At 57.1% G+C, this 17,377-nt stretch carries 13 protein-coding genes and 1 CRISPR repeat array (1 of these 14 cut by a window edge); of the genes, 4 read left to right on the top strand and 9 right to left on the bottom strand.

Translation table 11 applies throughout. From position 1 onward, the window contains the following. Positions 1–170: direct repeats of the CRISPR family, unit length 28 nt; unit sequence GGATCATCCCCGCGAGTGCGGGGCAAAC; it reaches 4,003 nt to the left of the window's first position. 208 nt (positions 171–378) lie between these two features. The 8 genes from cas2e to BMIN_RS02865 all read right to left on the bottom strand — a co-directional run bounded on the left by cas2e (position 379) and on the right by BMIN_RS02865 (position 10,126). Further along, positions 379–729 (bottom strand): type I-E CRISPR-associated endoribonuclease Cas2e, encoded by a 351-nt coding sequence (gene cas2e / locus BMIN_RS02900; RefSeq protein WP_026647650.1) that lies wholly within the window; start codon positions 727–729, stop codon positions 379–381. Between the two features lie 6 nt (positions 730–735). Next, positions 736–1,755, bottom strand: a complete 1,020-nt coding sequence (cas1e, locus tag BMIN_RS02895; protein WP_022861876.1) for a type I-E CRISPR-associated endonuclease Cas1e — start codon at positions 1,753–1,755, stop codon at positions 736–738. A 12-nt stretch (positions 1,756–1,767) separates the two neighbouring features. Then, positions 1,768–2,448 carry a type I-E CRISPR-associated protein Cas6/Cse3/CasE gene (gene cas6e / locus BMIN_RS02890; protein ID WP_033395818.1) on the bottom strand — a complete coding sequence of 227 codons (681 nt, stop codon included), beginning with the start codon at positions 2,446–2,448 and terminating at the stop codon, positions 1,768–1,770. After that, a complete protein-coding gene (gene cas5e / locus BMIN_RS02885) occupies positions 2,448–3,275 on the bottom strand; it encodes a type I-E CRISPR-associated protein Cas5/CasD (RefSeq protein ID WP_022861874.1) in 828 nt (275 codons plus the stop codon). The genes cas6e and cas5e overlap by 1 nt, the downstream gene beginning before the upstream one ends. After that, complete coding sequence (cas7e, locus tag BMIN_RS02880; protein WP_034886259.1) at positions 3,272–4,438, bottom strand: type I-E CRISPR-associated protein Cas7/Cse4/CasC; 1,167 nt, start codon at positions 4,436–4,438, stop codon at positions 3,272–3,274. The genes cas5e and cas7e overlap by 4 nt, the downstream gene beginning before the upstream one ends. A gap of 70 nt (positions 4,439–4,508) precedes the next feature. Continuing rightward, positions 4,509–5,078: a type I-E CRISPR-associated protein Cse2/CasB gene (casB, locus tag BMIN_RS02875; RefSeq protein WP_238565592.1), complete on the bottom strand. Its 570-nt coding sequence runs from the start codon at positions 5,076–5,078 to the stop codon at positions 4,509–4,511. Between the two features lie 117 nt (positions 5,079–5,195). Continuing rightward, on the bottom strand, positions 5,196–6,926 hold the full coding sequence (gene casA, locus BMIN_RS02870; protein WP_022861872.1) for a type I-E CRISPR-associated protein Cse1/CasA: 1,731 nt from the start codon (positions 6,924–6,926) through the stop codon (positions 5,196–5,198). Further along, positions 6,923–10,126: a CRISPR-associated helicase/endonuclease Cas3 gene (locus BMIN_RS02865; RefSeq protein WP_022861871.1), complete on the bottom strand. Its 3,204-nt coding sequence runs from the start codon at positions 10,124–10,126 to the stop codon at positions 6,923–6,925. The genes casA and BMIN_RS02865 overlap by 4 nt, the downstream gene beginning before the upstream one ends. 710 nt (positions 10,127–10,836) lie before the next feature. Between BMIN_RS02865 and BMIN_RS08885 the strand changes: the two genes are divergently transcribed. The 3 genes from BMIN_RS08885 (at position 10,837) to BMIN_RS02845 (ending at position 14,064) form a co-directional block, all read left to right on the top strand. Further along, complete coding sequence (locus BMIN_RS08885) at positions 10,837–12,231, top strand: amino acid ABC transporter permease (RefSeq protein WP_238565591.1); 1,395 nt, start codon at positions 10,837–10,839, stop codon at positions 12,229–12,231. Then, entirely contained in the window at positions 12,224–13,060 is an 837-nt protein-coding gene (locus tag BMIN_RS02850; protein ID WP_022861868.1) for an amino acid ABC transporter ATP-binding protein, read from the top strand. The genes BMIN_RS08885 and BMIN_RS02850 overlap by 8 nt, the downstream gene beginning before the upstream one ends. A 170-nt stretch (positions 13,061–13,230) precedes the next feature. Further along, complete coding sequence (locus BMIN_RS02845; protein ID WP_022861867.1) at positions 13,231–14,064, top strand: transporter substrate-binding domain-containing protein; 834 nt, start codon at positions 13,231–13,233, stop codon at positions 14,062–14,064. A gap of 121 nt (positions 14,065–14,185) precedes the next feature. On the opposite strand, the gene BMIN_RS02840 is transcribed toward BMIN_RS02845, so the two are convergent. Beyond that, complete coding sequence (locus BMIN_RS02840) at positions 14,186–15,538, bottom strand: MFS transporter (protein WP_022861866.1); 1,353 nt, start codon at positions 15,536–15,538, stop codon at positions 14,186–14,188. A 340-nt stretch (positions 15,539–15,878) separates the two neighbouring features. On the opposite strand from BMIN_RS02840, the gene BMIN_RS02835 reads away from it, so the two are divergent. Beyond that, positions 15,879–17,306 carry a phosphotransferase enzyme family protein gene (locus BMIN_RS02835; RefSeq protein ID WP_022861865.1) on the top strand — a complete coding sequence of 476 codons (1,428 nt, stop codon included), beginning with the start codon at positions 15,879–15,881 and terminating at the stop codon, positions 17,304–17,306. Positions 17,307–17,377: the final 71 nt, after the last annotated feature.

Below are 17,377 nucleotides of genomic sequence, written 5' to 3'. Positions count from 1 at the left end.
CGACCGCGGCCCAAAGGTTCGGATCATCCCCGCGAGTGCGGGGCAAACATCTGCGTGATGCGGAACAGGCAGCCATCAATCGGATCATCCCCGCGAGTGCGGGGCAAACGCTGATCGGGTTGGTGTATTGGTCGTCGGCGAGGGATCATCCCCGCGAGTGCGGGGCAAACAGTCATACATTACAACGAAAACCGCCTGCGCGACGGCGCATTTTCTTTAATTTGGACAGTCAGATCATCAACGCCATCAACACCAATATCAAACCGATGCAAAGCTACCCACTCTTTTCCACACACAGGACCCCGCATCTAAGATCACTCCCCCTCTCCTCCAACGCACCCAAGCAGCTCCCTCCCAAGCACCACTCCGCAAGCATGTTCACCGTCCAAACCGCCGGTATCGTGAGGCCTTGCTCCATCCCGCCTGCCTGCCACCCAAACGTTGTTGTTTCACATTGTTGTTGGGTCGTCGAATAAGCTCAAGGCCCTCGTAATCCACGGGCTCCCACTCCTGTCCATGCGTCTTGAATTCAAGCCCCTGCTCATTGTTCGAGGAATAAACCATAATCGCTCTACCCGAACCGATATTCTCGCAGATCTGTTCCCATAGAAGTTCACGAACTCTCGCCGAAGCCTTCCCGACATAAACCCCTGGCGATATCTCAAAAAGCCATCGCGTCAGATGTCCACGAAGCTTGGGCGGAGATGCCGTCACAACCACGACGATCATAATCAGTCACCAATCCATATCTACGGACAGATCAGAGTCATCAGTAAAAACGTCATCGTCCCCACTGACATACTCTCTGTTCTCTGGAGCGTAATTCTTTCCTCCCTCCACAATTCCCGTTGCCCCAGCCCATAATTTCGGCGTAAAATCTTCCACCTCCAAAGAGTCGTCAATCTTGTCGTCCTCGTTCAGAAGCAAATGCCGAATGTCATGAACGCAACGTTCCAGGAACCGACCATCTTTCATCCTGTCGCGTATGCCACGGCGAGCAGCCGTGCCAACATCCTGTATGTTCGCCGCAACAAGATCGAAAGCCAAGGGAACCGTTATCTCGACCTTATAAAGATCCGCGATGTCATAAACGAAACTTCTCTCGTTTCTGACATGAACGAATCCCAGTCCCGGTGAACAACCCAATGACACAATCACCGCATGAACGACCCCGTACAAGGCCGTGTTCGCCGCGGACAAAGCTTTGTTAATATCATCCGACGCATCAAAATCTGTCGGCTTATACGATCGTCCCGCCCAAGGAACACCAGTTCGTTGTGATTCCCTTTCATAGGCTCGCCGCACACGCGTCCCCTCTTTCCCAAGTAGCTGCTGCATGGTCAGCCCATTGGTGTTTTCACCTGGAAACCGCATGGCAAACATGCGTCGTGCGATTTTGACTCGGCTTCTTTCCGACGACACCAGCTTGGCCTGCGCCTCAAGCAATCGTGTCGATCGGGCAAGCGACGCGCCATGACAGTAGTATCTGACGCCCCTCTCACCCACCCATACACACGTCGATCTCGACTCCGCAAGGAGGCTGATGGCGGCGAAGGTTACCGTACTCCCCGGCCCAAGCATAAGGACACCGAGCGCGGCGGCAGGCACATGGACGGTTCCACGACTATCGGTTACTGTCACCGCATTGTCCTCACGATTCACCACACAATGCTCTACATACAGGAAGGTCAAACGATCCTGTATTCGCGCAAGTGAGGGAACCTCCGGTGGTTTGACTCCTGGAACCTTCGCCATCACAGCCTCCCGTCAATAGCTCTTTCCCACCAAAGGCACCAAAGTCAAGAGTCCGAATCCATATCCCTTCCCCCGACCGATTCCTGTGATCATGGCCTCTTTGAGAGCATCGGGATCGTCGATGGCAAGAACACCGTCAAAAACAACCGAGGAAAGGGTGACGTTACCGCCATGTCTTTTGAAACTGACGAGAGTGGATTCCTTGATAAGCACTTCGGGAGCTTCCATTCGATTGATGGGCATATGGAAGCCATTTCTCCTTGCTTGGTCAAAGAACCAGTCAAGCTGCTCGTCTCGGCGCACTATGCCGGTTCTTCGTCCTCGCACTCCCGACCGTCCCGATCCAATGGACTTCGTTGGATTGGCTCTGCATCTAAATCCCCATTCCTGTCCCCTCCGCAGCCGGTCCAGAAATGGCTCGTATTCGGTGAATGCCAGTTCTTGCGGGCCAGTTCCCAATTGCTCCATCAATACGCCAAGATCGGGAACGCGCCGTGAGACAATATAGAGCCTCGGAACTTTTCCTCCCCCGCTCTGGTCCAGCCTCCACAAGGGGCGTTCATCAGAACCATCGATATCCTGTTGCGCTCCACTGGTGGCACGAGCCACTATGGCGTGCAATCTTTCCAATGATGCCAGAGCTCTCCGCGCATTCCATAAGTGCGGGTTAATCATCACACGCGAGAAATACATCACGAGCCTCCTTTCTCTTTGCTGGACTGTGCCACCGCGTCGAAGAAATCACCTTCCATACGGGAGCCAAGCGACGATGCGGTCCCCGGCCCCTTCGGCGGATTCTTCACATCGGCCGTGGAGCTGTCCTTCGCATCGCAGTCCTCTTGTGCCACAAAAGTAACGGTCTGATTCAAACGAACCATGCGCCGTGATGTCCACATACGGCGACGAGGATCGAAACTCACCGGCTCATCGCTCAAGGTATCGGCGAAAGATTCTCCATTGTGGTCTCCATCGGGTTCCACAATCATCTCCCCACTCAGTAGACTCGGATACCATCGGGAGTTCTTTCGTACCCAACGCTGATAACTTCTTGTCGCACACCACGGTGCCGATGCCAGGGCGTCTTCCAACGATGCGTCAACGATCCTCGTGATGATCGGACCGTCAGGTGGGCATGATCTGCGTCCGAGGAACAGCTGGAAATATGGACGGAGAAGAGCCTGACGATATTCGTCTAACTCATCAGCATCCTTCGATTCCAACGCCACCAAAAACACGGAATCCTGAAGGTAGTACCGATGTGACAACGGCATACTATGGCCTGCGTCGTTGTGGGCAGTCTGAAAATCCGAGGTTATGCTCCCAGGCTGGTCCACGCGAACCCCGAATCTCAACCCTTCAAAACGTTCAAGAGACTCACTTCGTGACATTCCTAAAGCGGATGCGATCATCCCCACCACTCCGCTCTTCGTCGGGAATGGCTCCGTGCCACGCTGATTGAATCTACTGGAACTCCCCCATGACTGCAGCGGACCAGCCAAACGGATAAGCAGTACTGTCATTCCTGCTCCTGTGCGATCCTTGCGGAGATAAGCTCCTGCACCCCGTCCAGCATCTCACGCATGGAGGAGGATCCTCCCGCCAGCGAATCGGCCGCTTTCGTATCTTCCCCGATGCGTACCACCCATGTCTTGACCGGGGCGATTCCATACACCTTGTCGAACTCCTGCTGCCGTGTGACCAATGCCTTCGTCGCATTCTCCACATAATCAGGACGCACAGGACGTTCGAAAGCCCCGACCAGATTGACGGCCTGGGAATCTCGGACGTTCACAACAATCAACTCCGGAAGCGTTCCGTGAGCGAAACTATTGATCTTTCCTTGCGGCATGCTTTCGGAAAACGCCTCGACAAAACTTCTAACGGCCTTGGCGGTCGCGTCCGCATCTCCCAATGTGTCATCCAGCCTATTGACATCCACATTGGCGTAGCGATAGAAGGTGGCAGCATTGAACTCGACCTCGCCAAGCATGGCGGCCCCTGAATCGCCCTCCTCCTCGCTGTCCTGCTTGACATCATCCACCGCAGTGAAGAAATCGGATTCCGGGTCCACCGCCTGAACGCTGATCGCATGCGCGACCTGAGCCGAGGCGTCGACGTTAAGATCGGTGTCATCGGCCACCATTCTTCCGAACAGCGCAACATCCATTGACCGATCATCAGCGACGATCTTTTTGATGTCCTTTTTGGATTTCGCTACGAAAGCCTTGACGTCTCCCGACTCGATAGCATCGAGAACAATGTCCGAGAGTTTGTCATATTGTCTATTCCCCAAGAACAACAAATAGGTGGACTGTTCAAAACGCTTCTCATTATCGGCGTCCTTCTTGGCTCGTGGAGCCGCGAGTTTGATTCCCGCTCCACCCTTGAGCACCTGCCCAGCGGCGTCGATCACAACGTCGTGGTCAAGCTGCGGGTTCTTGTCGAGAACATGCTCGACCAGAACCTCAACAACCCTTTTGGTGCGGATTCCAAGATCCTTGGGATCGAGAAGATCCCGGAACATCTCTCGTGTGGGCCTTTTCCATGCCTGACTGGACACTCTTGCCCTTGTCGCGCCTCCGTAGACGACGGTCTTGGGACTGCCGGTATCGTCACGGTTGAGGTTCCCCGGTGCCGTGGTCTGAAGGATATGAATTTCGATTATGGTGCGGTTGCTAGTCATTGTTTTGCCTTTCCTGTGATGGTCAATTGTTATTTGTTGCGCATTGTTTGATGGTGAACGGAGAACAGCGCTAGGCGTTACCGGCAGAGCCGTCGCCATCCGAGTCGACGCTCTCCGACATAGAGCCAAAGATGAAATCTCTTCCCCAACGGAGTCGCACGGCATTGGCGGAGCTTCCCCCTGACTCCAACTGAACGAAATCCTGAGCCAGCAGACCGTAGTTCAACGCGATCTTCGGCTTTTTCAACAGACGGATCAACCCTTGCGCATGGCGATACACCTGCGGCCATCCTCGATCCGTCTGAAGCTGATCGAATCTTCTTCGTATGCCGGCCTCATTGGGATTGCCTGCAGCAAGCTGACCAACCGCACGCCCCAGAGACACGTTCCCGTCGGTATGCATGGGCAGGTCATGAATCGACTGCTGATGCAGTCCAAACAGCGTCAATGCGACATACGCTGCATTCTCCTCTTTACTCGCGTCTTCGTGACCGTACGTGTGTGCATCATCAGGCCTCGGAATACCTTCAAGAGTCCAAGGGAAAACGCTGGGATCCTCACCGATCTCATGCCCCACGCAATGCCTGAGTTTGGCGATCGATGCCGTGGCATACGACCCGTTCGCCAGATACCCCTTCATCACCGTCCCTCCCGGAAGAACGCCACCGTTCGCCAGCAATGAAGCGCGTGAAGCCACCCATGTTCCGAACTCGTCGAGTTGCGGTCTGCCAGATTTTGTGGAATGTGCCATACTGCTTTACCTCCCTTCGGTTGCGGATTCGACGTAACCGCCGTCTCCGACGAAAATCCTGTTGAGTTGTTTTCTAAACCACATGTCTGCAGCCGCGGCGGACACATGACGAGTTGACACGACGCCGGTTCGGGAATCCTTACGCGGTATTGTCCTTCCCACCATGCCGCGTGGCGATACCCGGTCCATATACTTCCTTTCCAGACGCAGAAGCAGACTTTTGGCCTGTTCACTCCACGCGTCTCGAGCAGAAGTCAGATCAGTTTCCGAATCGATCTGTCTCACCCAATCCCGAAATGCTCGATCAAAGGCGCTGTACGCAATATCTCCCGAATTTTTCCGAGGTGCTGAAACATCCAAACCCTGCGCTTGGGCAACCGTCGCCGCGAAATATCGGAATGCGCTCACGCCTTGATCGGCCATATCAACCGCGCTCTTAATCATCTGCCCCATGTGGGGATTCGTTGTGGTGAGCACCACAAGGTTGAGATCAAGGGCGTCATCAATGGTCGAATCCACGACGGCTTCCTGAGGTCCGTAGCTGACTCCATACGCATGCAGCCGCACTGGAACATCGGAAATTTTCAATTTCGTCAGCCAATCCAGAACGAATGGACGCAGATAATCGGCAGGACCATTGACTGATGCCCCATCCGAATCGGCAGCAGTGAGAAGAGGAAGCCCCCTCCATAGAGCTCGCGCTGGATCATGAAGACGAGGCATATACACGATGTCGCCTAATTTCTTTTTCTGCGCCTCGCTTCTTCGCCATCCGCTCATCATCTCGTAGCAGTATGCGTTCTGTGGTTTGATCCTGTCTCCGTTGGCAAGAACAACGCCATCGACCACTTCGCCTTGATGGCTCAACCTGATGCGCCGCGATTGCCACGTCAGAAGGGTTGCCGGACCGTGAAAGTACCTTGTGGCACCTGCCGATTCCTTGGACTGATCGTAACCAACCTCAATGGCCGAGGTCAGCGCCGGTCGTTCCCATGCCGGCTTGTCATTGGCCCATGTGATTCCTGGATAGGTGTTACCGAGCACCTCCTCGCTGACGAAGTTGAGCATCAACGTCTGCCACAGAGACTCACCCTCGACGAGGAATCCTCCGAGATTCCCGCACCAGGCTGTGCCAATGGGAAAGCCTTTGTTGTTGGTGACGCGATCATCGCCAACCGCTCCGGACTTGATTCCCGACGGATCGAACGCTTGCGCGGTGATCAACCAGCGAGCCGCTTCGGCCGCATCGAGCGTGGAAAGGCCCTCACCAATTCTCGTTGTGAAGAAGGGCTCTCCATTGGGCATGTCAAGAATCAACTTCTCCAGACCTGAAACGGTGTTGTTGGACGTGTGAAGATCCGCCACCTGATAAAAGGGCTGACGAGAATCGAAAAGATCGAATCGATCGTGATACCGCTGAAGATATGAGGATATTCGCTTCCGCGCGAATTCGCCGTGAGATCCCTCCTGGAATAGTTTGCGCCATAATCGTTCCCCGAAAGGAACGTGAGCGCCACTTTTTGTGACGAAATCATGGTTGAAGGTTCCATACATGATCGCCAGCAGGAATCTGGTGATGGTGAATCGTTGGAGTGGCATATCTCCTTCGATTTGCAGTATCGAATCCGCATCCTCCAACACCTGCGCAATCGACATCTCACATTCCCGGCCATCATCACGCATGGTGACTGGTATCCATTGGCGGTCGATCAGATTGAACGAAGAATCATCACTCATTGACTAACCTCCCATCCTTTCGTCGTTGAATAGTGAATGGTCATAACAGTCGCATGTCCTTTCCATGATGGGTCGTCGATTGTTAACGAAGTTTTCCCTTGGGAGTCAAGCAGAAGCATCAGCTGCCCACGCAGCAAGCTCGACTGTTGTTGATAGTCAAACCAGACATCTGGAGCTGAATTCTCAATCGCAGCGATAGCCGCGTCCATATCGACGTATTTCAATGCGGACCGTCCAAGGGAGATCGTGCATGTCAATATGTCGTGAATCTGCTCAGCCGACAGGAGCCCGACGCCTATGGGGAGAGGTTCGGAGGAAAATCCGCTCCACTGCGGGAGTCGAATCTGCCCATCGGAATCACGTTCGAGAACAATGACCTCGAAGGAATCGTCTCCCTCTCTGACGCCGGTGGACACAAACCCATTCTTAGAGCCGGATTTCGCACTTTCCGGATCACGAAGAGCGTTGGTAAGCCAGCCAGATAAATCGCATTCCTTTATTCCGCCTTCGCGTTGGTCATCCGGCCAAGGAATCCGATAGTGCCTAGCCTTATCCTCGCTCTCCTGCCGTTTCTGATCGAATTGTTGTTCCGCCTTGGTCAGATCGTCCTGCCAGGAATCCGGTCCCAACGGAATATGCGCATACGCCGGCTGAACAAGTCGTGGAATGTCATCGGGAACGGTGACCACTGTGTGGGAGCCACGATTGCACAGATCAAGCACGGCAAGAGACCTGAGCAGTTGAAAACGGGTGTAGATGTTTTCGCAACCCCTGTCGAACACTGGAGCACCACCATCACGCCATTCCTGAATTCCAGCAATATACAATTGGGCCTGTCTTACGGGATTGGGACGTTCCATCTCATTGTCGCCACGACGATGGCGGTGAAGACGACCTGCCCGCTGAAGTATCAGGTCGATGGGAGCGATATCACTGACCATCACATCGAAATCAACGTCAAGGGACTGCTCCACAACCTGAGTCGCGACCACTATGGCGTTGCGATCCTCCGCGGACCCATCCTTGCCGAACCTCGATATGAGATCACGGTCTATGGATGCGCGATCGCAGGCTATGAACCGTGAATGATCGAGAATGACATCGATGTCGAACGCTTCGCTAAGCACGTCAAATGCGTGTTGCGCCCTAGACACGGTGTTGCGGATCACGACAGCGCATCCTCCATCCCGGAGCTTGTCTGTCAATAACGCGATCAAGGTCTCGTCGTCATCATCGATCACACCGGTTGCTATCGCCGTTGTCCGGCCGGACACTGCGGACGTCTTGGATGATGGTTCCACCAAGGCCGACGAAGTGGAAATCAAAGGATAGCGATAGTCCAGCTTCGATTCGTCGCTTATCTCGCCATTCGTTTCGCCAACCATAGAGTTGGCCGATTGAGAGATCTCCCCTCTCGCGTTCATGTCCCCGGCCGGAGTGACGGCTTCATCGGCTTCCTCAGGATCCTCTAAATCATCCAAATCATGAGAATCGTTGGAATAGGCATAATCGTCAACGCCCCCGGAATCGGCAATTGCGTTCTCGGCAAGGGCTCCCTGCCGGTATGCCTTGAGAAAGGCTTCTCTGCGGGATTGTGGCAGAGTGGCGCTGAGCATGATGACTGGAGCATGGTAGGCACCCAACCATGAGAGCATCGTCTCCATATAGACATTCATGTATGCGGTGTTGGAATGGATCTCATCCAGAATCACCACTTTCCCGGCAAAGGACAGGTGGCGCAACACAACGTGACGACTTCTCAATGCCCCCATAAGAACTTGATCGATGGTCCCCACAACAAAATCGGAAAGATTCCCTCGTTTTCTTCCGGACAGCCAGGAATTCACCGCCGGATTGAGAACGAGCGTCGACGACCCGCGGCCTCTGGATTTCTCGTCTCCATCGAAAACCGTCGTGATTCCAGCGTCCAGCGCGGACGGATCGTCGTCGTTGAACCATCGTTGCCGCAACCGTTCGAAATCAGGGTTGAGTTCACGCTTCCCATGCGCGAGGAAAAGTGATGTGAACTTTTCCTGGCTGCCGGTTGGGAGATGCGCGATCCACGACAGCACTCGTCCGAACATCGCATTCGCTGTCGCCTGCCCGGGAAGTGCATATTCGACTCCCCCGCAGCCGAAACGCTGCGCAAGAACTTCAGCGGCGAGTAGTGCCGCTTCGGTTTTGCCGTCGCCCATATTCCCCTCTACTATTATCAACCCGGGCTCAGGCATCGTCATGGCCAAATCGACCACATCGCGCTGCATGGGCCGCAGCTTCGCGTTTGGTATGGCGAACCGACTCGTAAAGAGACGATCGGGATCGGATGTTTCAAGCGCCGGCCGCCACGGTCCGGGAAGATTTATTTTTCGCCATGCGGATTCGGCTCGAGAAGTGGAATTAAAATGCGTCTCATTCCAGGAATCATTCCCGCCAGCATTGTCCTCTAGGGGTTCGTTAAGAGGAAACAGATACGAATTGCTTGCCATCCAGTCAGCCATGATGACCAAGGCGGTGAGGAGTATCTGTGAGCGAGGCGGAATGGGACGTCCCTCACGTTCATGCGCAACGTCCAGAAATCCGGTTGCGCGGGCCGTCCAATCCATGAGCTCGTTTCTGATTGACGACCATTCCGTTCCACCTATAAAGATGGAGGCATCCCATTGATCAAGAAACTTGACTTTGTTGAGATCTATCGCCGAGCCGTGATGACCAGCGACGATGGAAGCCAATCCGTACGCCAAGGAATGAGTGCCGGTGCTAAAGCCTTTCGTCCTCATCCATTCAAGGATGGTTTGATACCCAACCAACTCATGCCGGTAAAGATGGCGACGCTCGTTCGCTGCCAACACCGGGTCGATATGCATCCCCGTCTCCCGGACGCGGTCAGCCTGCCACGAGCACTGAACCTGAAAAGCCGGCGAGGCTTTCCCAACATCATGGATAGAAGCAAGGAAAAGGTAAATCCACCGGGCGAGATCCTCTCCTCCAAGATCATCTGCCAGAAGACGTTTCACATCAGAGGTAACAAAATCCCCCCATATCAAAGACGCGGTCGATGCCGTGTCTTCAAGATGCTGCCACAGTCGTAGGTAATGACGATCCGTCGGATCTTGCATATTGCTTTTGGCCCATACGGCACGCGCCGTGTTGGACAGATCCCGCGGGATCCCATCCTCGAAAAGCTCGTGCCGATGAGCCATAGCAACCCCCTTAATAATGCGGCCCCAAAGACAACCTGTCTTGGGTCCCCCACGCCGTAATCGGAACCCCTCCGACGCCGTTGAGTATATACCTAGGTTCTTAACTCTTCAACATTGATATCGATAATCTTACATCTATAAACTAAAACCCCGCGAGTGCGGGGCATGCCATCAGAATGAACTCCTCAACAGGTTCACCACCGCGAGTGCGGCGCACAAATCTAAGCAATCACACCTGAATGACACACTCAGTATAAGAGGAAATGCTGACTCTCCGCCACCGACTATACGAACACACTCCCCCCACCCCCACCGCCACAATGCGGCCATACATATCGGTAATGACCGGGCATAACCTGAGGTCATAAAGGTCTGCCGCCAATGAGCCGCTATCGCGTACGGATGAAAGAGATCGTCGCCCGGACCTGCCTCTTTCCGGATCTATCGCCAGTCCAGTCCCCGCGCGTCCTTCCTCCCATCCATTGTCCATCCGTCGGCACAGGTCTCCAAAAGCCATTAGTCTTACTGGGGGGCGTTTCTGGACTGATCCAACGTTGCCGCACGACCACGGAGAATCGAGCGGCCACGGACGGACAGCACCGGCAGCACTAACAGCACCGTCTGCCACAGCCGACAACCAACACCGTCGACGACAGCAGACCACAACAGACCACACCGGACCGGCCAAGAAAGAGGGGATAGAGAGGGACATGGACTGGAGCGTCATCGCCGAAAGCCTGCCGCTGTTCGGACGTGCCTTCGTGGTCACGCTGCGCCTGTCGGCCATCAGCATCGTCCTCGCGACCGTTCTTGGTCTGGTCATGGCCCTATTCCGCGAATACCGGGTTCCAGTGCTCTCGCAGATCAGCGCAGCGGTCGAGGAGCTCTTCCGCAACACCCCGCTGCTCATCCAACTGTTCTTCATGTACTACGGCCTGCCATCGATCGGCGTCAGGCTGAGCGCGGAGCTCTGCGCCGTTCTGGGCATGTCCATCCTCGGAGCGGCGTATATGTCGGGGGCGTTCCGGGGAGGGTTCGGTGGAATCCCGCATGTGCAGACCGAGTCGGCGCGGGCGCTGGGACTGTCCGTGCCGCAGATGATCCGCTACGTGACGCTGCCCCAGGGACTCACGCGCAGCGTTCCGGCGATCGCCGCGAACGCCATCTTCATCGTCAAGGAGACGTCGGTGTTCACCGTCATCGCCGTGCCCGAGCTCACCAATACGGCCCGGGACCTCATCGGCATGTACTACCACACGAACGAGTATCTGCTTGAGCTTGTCGTCGCCTATGCGATCATCCTCATCCCCCTGTCGCTTGTGCTGACCTGCTGGAAAGGAGAGTGCGCCGTGCTTCCTTCCGTTCTGCCTGACGTTCTTTCTGACGTTCTGCCTGACGTTCTGTCGCTCGCCGGCTCCACCGGATCCGGCATCTCGGTGCTCGTCGCCGGGGACAATCTGACCCGTCTTCTGGGCGGCCTGTGGACGTCCATCAGCATCGCCGGGCTCGCGCTTCTCGTCGGAGTCCCGTTGGGGGTCGTTCTCGGCGCCCTGCGGATCATGCCGAACCGCCTTGTGCGAGCCGTTCTGAAGGTCTATCTCGAATGCTTCAGAATCATCCCCACACTGGTGCTGCTGTTCCTCGCCTACTACATCCTTCCCGCCGAATTCAACGCGCAGGTGTCCGGTCCGACGGTCGCGGTCGTCGCGTTCGGACTCTGGGTGTCGGCCGAAACGAGCGACACGGTTCGCGGCGCACTCGCCTCCGTCCCCGACCATCAGATCGATGCGGGCAAGGCGCTGGGCATGAACGGCCTGCAGCTGCTATGGCATGTTCGGCTTCCCCAATCGATCAACCTCATGATTCCCGCGACCATCAACCTCGCCACGCGCGTCATCAAAACCACCTCCCTTCTGCTGCTGATCAGCGTCATCGACGTGGTCACGGTTGGCCAGCAGATCATGGAGGCGAACCGGATGACCCATCCGGACGCCGCGTTCTGGGTCTACGGATTCATATTCCTTCTGTACTTCATCGTCTGCTGGCCTCTGGCCAAACTCGCACAGAGCCTGGAACGTCGAGCCAAGGAGCGCAACAATGGCTGATTCACCCGTCACGACCGGTACGCCCACCACACCAGATACGCCCGCAACAACCGGCGCGGGCAAGGCGAAAACCGACGAGACCCCCGTTCTTCTGTCCGTCCGGCATCTCTCCAAATCGTACGGGGACCATGAGGTTCTCCACGACGTAAGCTTCGACGTGCCCGAAGGCGGCGTCGTCGTCCTCCTCGGCCCCTCGGGATCAGGGAAATCCACCCTCATCCGATGCCTTAACGGGCTGGAGACGATCCAGGGCGGCGACATCATCTTCGACGGCTCCCCCGTCGACACGTCCAGCGAGAAGGAATGGCGACGTCTGCGGAACTCCATCGGCATGGTGTTCCAGAGCTACGACCTCTTTCCCAACCTCACCGTCGCCGAGAACATCCGTCTCGCCCCGCTCAAGGTGCAGAAAAGGCCGAAGGCCGATGTCGAGCGGCAGATGGACGCGCTGCTGAAGGACGTGCGTCTCACGGAATACCGGAACGCCTATCCACGCGAACTGTCGGGAGGTCAGAAACAGCGCATCGCCATCGTGCGAGCGCTTGCCATGAACCCCCGGCTCATGCTGTTCGACGAGGTCACGGCCTCGTTGGATCCGGAGATGGTCCGCGAGGTTCTCGAGCTCATGCTGCGGCTTGCCGGACGTCATATGACCATGATCGTCGTCACGCATGAGCTGGAATTCGCACGACGGGTCGCCGACACGGTGATGTTCCTGGACGACGGCACCATACTCGAACGCGGCTCGGCGCATGATTTCTTCACCGATCCCCGCACCGACCGCGCACGGGGATTCCTGGAAAGCATGGCGCCCATAGCCGACGACTAGTCCGCGGAGATCAGGCTGCGGCAGACCAGCAGGAGTCATCAGACGATCAGGCGACGGCAGACCATCAGGACCGGCAAAGCGGATCGGACAGAACCGGACCCGACAAAGCACGGCCCCGACAAACCAGACGTGACAAACCAGAGAAGAAGAAAAAGAAGGTAGAAACAACCATGACAACCATCAAGAAGATCCTCGCCGGAGCACTCGCCATCGTCACCGCGGCGTCGCTCGCCGCCTGCGGATCATCGTCCTCCGACGGGACGCAGCAGGGATCGACCGTCGAGCAGATAAAAAAGGCCGGAACCATCCGCATCGCCACCTTCGGCGATCTGCCCCCCTATGGCTACGTCAAGAACGACGGAACCCGGGCCGGCTATGACGTGGCGCTCGGAAAACGCATCGCCAAGGACCTCGGCGTCAAAGTCACCTGGGTGCAGGTCAACGCCGACGGCCGCGTCGACTCCCTCAAATCGAACAAGGTCGATCTGGTTCTGGCGAACTTCACCGTCACCGACGAACGCAAGGAGGTCGTCGATTTCGCCAGCCCCTACATGAAGGTGTCCATCGGCGTGGTTTCGCCCACCAGCGCGACGATCACCAGCGCCAAGCAGCTTGACGGCAAGGCCCTGGCCGTGACCAAGGGAACGACAGCGGAGACCTACTTCACGCAGAACTATCCCAACGTCGAACTGAAGAAATACGATTCCAAAACCCAGCAGTTCCAAGCCTTCAAGGATGGACGCGTAGCCGCGCTCGCCGACGACAACACGTACCTGTACGCCTGGGCGAAGGACAACTCCGGATACACGGTGGGCATCAAAACGCTCGGCGACGAGTCGACCATCGCCCCCGCGGTGCGCAAGGGCAACGCCAGCCTGCTCGCCTGGACGAACAAGGAGATCAAGAAGCTGACCACGGCCGGATTCTTCAAGGAGGCGTACGACACGGAACTGGCGCCATCCTTCACCAGTGACATCAAGGCGGACGACGTCATCATCGAATAATCGCCATACCGAATCACGGGGGCGGAGTCATCATACCGATGGCGCCGCCCCCGTGGAATTTACGGAAAAGATTCGCGTAAAAACCGGTCGCGGAACCGCACGACAGACCCGGACCTTCCGGCTACCGCGCACCAGGCATGCCAACGATCCGCGACTCCCTGACGCGCAGCGCCATAAGGGTGGCGACGAGCATCACCGCCATAAGCAGCAGCATGGGCAGCGTCATCGAATCATCGCCGAAAAGCGCACCCTGGAGTCCGTACACCATCAGGATGAACACCAATCCGCTGATCTGGCCCGACGCCATCATCAGCCCATAGGTCGTGCCCTCCGGAACCGGATAGCCCTCCTCGGTGCCGTACTCGAATATCAGCGGCCCGGCACCCATAAGAAGGAATCCGGCGACCGCGGCGCAGACGATGAGAAGTGGAAACGACCCGAGGAAGAACAGTCCGACCAGAGGCAGCAGGGATGCCGCGGTCGCCAGAATGATGAACGGTCGGCGGCGTCCGGCCTTGTCGGATAGAAGCGGGTAGACGACTCCGCCCACGATGCCGGCGACGATGATCACCGCGCCGACCACACCCGCCAGTTCGGAATCGATCCCACGGGCCAGAAGCATGTCGGACAGGCAGGTGAGCACGGCGTTGAAGGCCCCCAACGCGATCATCACGATGACGAGCAGCATGACGAAATTACGGTTCGCACGCAGCCCCCAGACGTCCCGAATGGAGAACCGACCATCATCGGGAACACTAGGGCCCGCAGGCCGATCCGGTCTTTCACGGAGCAGAAAGACAACGGGAAGACCCACGATGACGGCCATCCATCCCATCGCCTGCAGCATCCCCTCCATTCCCAGAGCATCATGCATCATCGGCGTGACGACCATGGCCACGGCCAGCCCGACATACCCCGCCACCGAACCGATACCCGACACGGTGGCGCGCTCGTCGACGGGGAACCATTGCGCGGCGAGCTTCGTAATGGGATTCACCACGAACGGCTGTGCCACGGCCAGACCCAGCTGGCTGACGACCACCAGCGGAAAACTGGACGCCACATACCCACGCATCACGCCAAAGACGGCGGTGATCAGCGCGCCGATCAGGAAGCACGCACGCAGACCCCGCCTATCGGCCAGAAGGGACGCGGGAAGCGTGAACACGACGAAGGCAACCATATAGCTCATGGACAATGCGGATATCGCCAACGGCGTCGTGTGATAATACGCCTGCGATTGCGGCGCGATCGCGGAGAAAGTCAGCCAATACATCTGGGTGATCATGAGTATCGGCACGACGCTGACCAGGACGATCCACCGGTATGCCGTGGTCGTATACGAACCGGTCTCATGAAGTCCCGCCATCGTCGGGTCCTTTTCCACATCGTCCGCATCCGACGAATCCAACTCCAGCGCAGGCAATGGCGAAACGCCTCGCGCTTGCGCCGCGGGTGACAGTGTGTTCGACATATCTCTCCTTAGATGGGATTCCACCGGTAAGCAGACGAATCCTTTCGCCGTCCACGACGTCCCAGCCCATGACCGTGGACGGATTCCGTGAACCGGAAGACCCCAACGAACGAGATTTCCGGACTCTTCCCGGACGACGTCAACGCTCTCCTGTGCAGATAGTGTTTCCCGACGACGTTTCGCCCAAGCGGCCTGCGGGTAACGGACACACCGTGCACAAGCACCGATCGCGAGCATCGTTATTACGCTCTCAACATTTCGGCAACAATCCTGATTCATCGTGAACCGAGGTGTGGCCCACGCAGGACGGTGGTCTACGCAGGACGATAGAGGAGATGGCATGCGAGACGAGGAAACGATGGTCATCGATTACGATGAACCCCGTAAATACACTCGATCCGGCGCGCAGCTGCGGTTCAACGATCTTCCCTTCGCACGTCAGGAGGCCCATCTCCATGACGTCGCCCGGCGAGCGCTGCCGTTATGGGGATATCCCGACGGCAGCACACTCAGACTGCTCAATCTCACGGAGAACGCGACGTTCCGGGTTGATCCCCCTCACGACTCCGGTCTTCCTCGCATCGCGATGCGCGTGCATCGTCTCGACTATGCGGACAGGGATTCCATCGAAGTCGAACTGCGATGGCTCCTCCATCTCAACGAGACGACCGATCTTCGTCTCGCCACGCCGCTGGCCAGCACCGCTGGGAATCTCGTGGAGACCATCCTCACGAACCACATGTACGATCTGGCCGATATAACCGAGAACCGCAACGTCGTGTGCTTCAGCTGGGTTGAGGGAACCGCACCCCTCGATTCCACCGATGACACAGAATCCATGAGCTCGCTGCTCGCCGCCCTGGGCACGGCTCCCGATTCGCTGACCTTTCCGCTCGTCCGGGGCGCGGCGGCGATCTACGACGTTCTCGGCCATCGGGGAAACCACCGCAGCGCGATGAACGACTCCGACAGGAGGCTCTATCGTCGTCTCGGCGAGATAGCGGCCGTTCTGCGCCGTAATCAGGAAGAATGGGCTCCGTCCCACTCCTCGATGATCTCCAAACGAGCCTCATGGGACTGGCAGGCGGCCTTCGGCCCGCAGTGGAACAACTACTACGGATCGCATTACTGGGACTGCTCAAGCACCCTATCCCGCCATGATGTCGAGGCGATCGACAGGGCACGACGGCTGATGCGAGGACGACTGGAGGCCTATGGCACCTCAAGCGGGCGATATGGGCTCATCCATTCCGACCTGCGCCCCTCCAACATGCTGGACGACGGCACGTCCCTGGCGGTTCTGGACTTCGATGACTGCGCCTATGGGTGGTACATGACCGACATAGCAGGAATCGTGGGATTCATGGAGCATCGCCCGGATCTTCAGGACGTCCTTGCCGAGGTCCTGGGCGGCTACGAGTCCGTATGGCCGCTCGATCCCGTGGAACGCGCGGAGATACCGACGTTCATCCTCATGCGTCGAGTAGGACTCTTTCAATCCCTCCTCTACCATATGCACAACACGGCACCGGGAAGCAACGAGGGAGCCGAGATATCCCCCGAGCTGGTCGCCTTCTACGGCAAGGGCACCGCCATGCTCGCCCGACGCTACTGCTCGGAATTCGGCAAACGGCCGAAACCCGCCCCCGAATCCGCCACGGGCGACACGATCGCGACGATCATCACGATGACGGACGATGCGACGACGACTCCCCCGGAGCCCACAGCCAGCGTCCCCACGCCGACCTCCACGACCAGAGCGGCATAACGGAAAATGCACAAGCACATACACACGCACATAACCCACATGACGACATGACACGACTACGGAAAACGAGA

It is taken from the genome of Bifidobacterium minimum (assembly GCF_000741645.1).
GTDB lineage: Bacteria > Actinomycetota > Actinomycetes > Actinomycetales > Bifidobacteriaceae > Bifidobacterium > Bifidobacterium minimum.
This window is presented reverse-complemented; position numbering and strand designations above follow the sequence as displayed.